The organism is Vibrio sp. V08_P9A1T1 (genome assembly GCF_963874405.1).
Taxonomy (GTDB): Bacteria; Pseudomonadota; Gammaproteobacteria; order Enterobacterales; family Vibrionaceae; genus Vibrio; species Vibrio anguillarum.
Map to the genome: position 1 here is coordinate 1 of NZ_CAWNIB010000195.1, position 3,003 is coordinate 3,003.

Consider the following 3,003-nt stretch of genomic DNA (forward strand, 5'->3'; position numbering starts at 1 on the left):
GGATTAACCATGGCTGTAATCGTCAAGTACGTGGTGGAACGCAACGGAGAAGAAAAGATGACTTTTACCTCTAAAGCAGACGCTGACGCTTATGACAAAATGCTCGATATGGCAGATGAGCTTTTCGAACTGTTAGGGAAAAGTGAGTTGCTAGAAGATGAAGCCAAGCAAGAAGCTTTGGCGATGTTCTTAGCGCAAAACAAAGAAGAAGTGCTTTACGCACTTGGCGCAAAGCGCAAGCCTGCACCGGCTAAGCCTAAAAAAGCCAAAGCGGTAAAAGACGAAGCACCAGAAGAAGATGCAGCTTAAGGCGATTAAACGCTTAACTTAAGATGATAGAACGTGAAAAGACCGCTGCTTCGTCAGCGGTTTTGTATTTCTGTCTAAAGAAATACATCGCTAAAAAGACAAAAGGTATCGTTTTACGGACTTTCTCCCCTTTTGCCCTTTCCTACCCCTGCCTCACTCTTTATGATGCTTGATAAATCGAGTGCGCCGCAATGATGCTCAACCTACGCTGGCGAGCGCATCAATAGTGACAACATGGAGATATCAAAATGGCTTACTTTGCACTTGCCTTTGGCACGGCAACCAAAAACCGTGATGGAAAAATTATTGAAGCGTTTTTTCCAGCGCCAATTCTCAACCCAAGTGACGCACTAGTGAACGAGCTTGCTCAAGTCTCTGGTTATGGCGAAGGCAACCAGTATATCGACATCTCAACCGAACAAAGCGCCCAACTCGCCGCGATATTTGCTCAACATGATCAGGCTAACAATGCCAGTTTTGCCGATAAAGCCGCTAACGCCTCACAATCACTGGTGCTGGTTATTTTAGCTTCCGACGAACAGCCTCAATCAGTCGCTGAAGGCTTTTTGAAGCTACAACTGATTTCACACCGTTTAGTGAAACCACACGGTACTGTGCTTGATGGTATTTTTGGCCTGCTGCACAACATCGCATGGACCAATGAAGGTCCTATCGATCTACCTGAACTAGCAGATCGTCAAATTGAAGCTCGCCTTGCAGGCCGAGCTTTAACGGTAGATTGTGTCGATAAATTCCCGAAAATGGTTGATTACATTGTCCCAGCAGGCATCCGTATTGCGGATACCTCGCGCGTTCGCCTTGGCGCGCACGTGGGCGAAGGTACCACTGTGATGCATGAAGGTTTTATCAACTTCAACGCTGGTACAACAGGCGTGAGCATGGTTGAAGGGCGTATTTCTGCTGGTGTAGTTGTTGGTAATGGATCGGACATCGGCGGTGGCGCTTCTATTATGGGTACGCTTTCTGGCGGCGGTAAGGTCGTGGTCTCTATCGGTGAAAACTCACTGCTTGGCGCAAATGCAGGCTTAGGTTTCCCACTCGGCGATCGCTGCACGATAGAATCAGGTTTGTATGTAACTGCTGGCACTAAAGTGCGTATGCTCGATAACCAAGGCCAAGAAGTGGAAATCGTCAAAGCACGTGATTTAGCTGGTGTATCGGATCTACTTTTCCGTCGCAACTCGATCACAGGTCAAATTGAGTGTTTAGCCAATAAATCAGCCGTTGAACTGAACAGCATGCTGCACAGCCATAACTGATCCTGTTTTTCTGATAAAAAGGCTTGGCGATGTGCCAAGCCTTTTTCTTTTGCGCGCTTTCTACTGCTAGGCTACTTTCTACTTTTTTATTTTGCTACTTCCACGTTACGAGCCAAACCGTTATCCCGGGTGGCCATCGACTCTCGGCGTAAGTAACATCGTGCCGAATTTCCACACAAACAGAGTAAAAGCCAATATCCAGAGTGCGGCACTGATATTCACCATCAAAAATAGTTGTGCTGGAAAAAACGCCACACCGAGGCTGCGTACCAATGCCGACATCATCAAAGCCGCAAACGCAATACTCATTTTAGGCCCTTGATAAATCGCCCTGCCAGTATGCCCCATGGTCACGCGTGCAATCATCGACAAAATCAAGCCTGAGATGGCTCCAATAGCAAAGAGATGGATCAGGTTATGAGTGACATATACATCATCAATTAACCCGCGCAGTAATAAGCTCAAAGGAATGCAGGCATACGCAGCGTGCAGCGACCAAACCAGAGGCTCACTCAATGTTAGCCATGGTTTCCAACGCATCCAACGTACCCACTGCGCTAACCCAGCCAGTAACATGATAGGCTGACCAATCTGCACCATCGTCAGTGGGAAGAAACTCAAAATAAACAAGGCCGCAATGGGTGCATTGGCTAACCAATCGAGCCATACCCATGGCTGTGCTTTTTCAAAGTTAAAACGCCTTGCGCTGAAGAAAGGGATCACGCGTGCTCCCATGACTGATAGCAACAATGTGAACCACCACAACATAGCCTGCCATACCGCCGCTGAGCTAAAGGGCGGCATTCCTTTAATGGTGGCATAACTCGCAAAGTTCGCGCCGATCGCTAAAATAAACAGCGGCACAAAAAAGAGATTTTTCCAGCCTTTCGCTTGCACTACTCGGCAGCCAATTTCATAGGCTGAAGCGGCCAAAAAAAGCGCTTCGACAGAAGAGATGACCCACAAAGGTGTCGGCGTCCACAATAAGATTCGAGGCGCTAGCCACAAGGCGACTAACACGGCTAAGCGATAATGTTTCGTGCCATTAATGCCAGTCCAGTTCTGTACGGCAGTCAATAGAAAACCGACCACAATTGCCATAGCAAAACCAAACAGCATTTCATGTACATGCCACCACAGCGCAGGAACTTGTAATGCCGATGGTTGACCTGTTTGAAACATCCAGACCCATAACGTCACCGCTAAAACGGCATATACGCTACCAAGTAGGAAAAAGGGACGAAAACCAAGGCGCAACCAAGCGGGTATGCGTTGTTCTACTTTTATATCGGTAATATTGAGCACTGTGACCTCTTACGGCGGTGGTGGATATCATGACAGACGACCAACACCACAAGCACAATTCAAGCCCCGACTCTTATTCACATCTCCGAGCCCACGAAAACGTAATTGA

Annotated in this window: 3 protein-coding genes; 2 read left to right on the forward strand and 1 reads right to left on the reverse strand. The window is 47.6% G+C overall.

The features are described 5' to 3' along the window. Positions 1-9 precede the first annotated feature (9 nt). Positions 10-309, forward strand: coding sequence for a YebG family protein (locus AACT21_RS08310; RefSeq protein ID WP_010318120.1), 300 nt, complete (start codon positions 10-12; stop codon positions 307-309). Between the two features lie 248 nt (positions 310-557). Continuing rightward, complete coding sequence (gene dapD / locus AACT21_RS08315; RefSeq protein ID WP_094163680.1) at positions 558-1,589, forward strand: 2,3,4,5-tetrahydropyridine-2,6-dicarboxylate N-succinyltransferase; 1,032 nt, start codon at positions 558-560, stop codon at positions 1,587-1,589. Positions 1,590-1,709: 120 nt separating this feature from the next. On the opposite strand, the gene AACT21_RS08320 is transcribed toward dapD, so the two are convergent. After that, positions 1,710-2,894 (reverse strand): NnrS family protein, encoded by a 1,185-nt coding sequence (locus AACT21_RS08320; RefSeq protein WP_094163682.1) that lies wholly within the window; start codon positions 2,892-2,894, stop codon positions 1,710-1,712. Between the last annotated feature and the right edge of the window lie 109 nt (positions 2,895-3,003).

Excerpts from the sequence above, each read along its gene's own strand:
- AACT21_RS08310 (WP_010318120.1), top strand. The coding sequence starts at position 10 with ATGGCTGTAATCGTCAAGTACGTGGTGGAACGCAACGGAGAAGAAAAG.
- dapD (WP_094163680.1), top strand. The coding sequence starts at position 558 with ATGGCTTACTTTGCACTTGCCTTTGGCACGGCAACCAAAAACCGTGAT.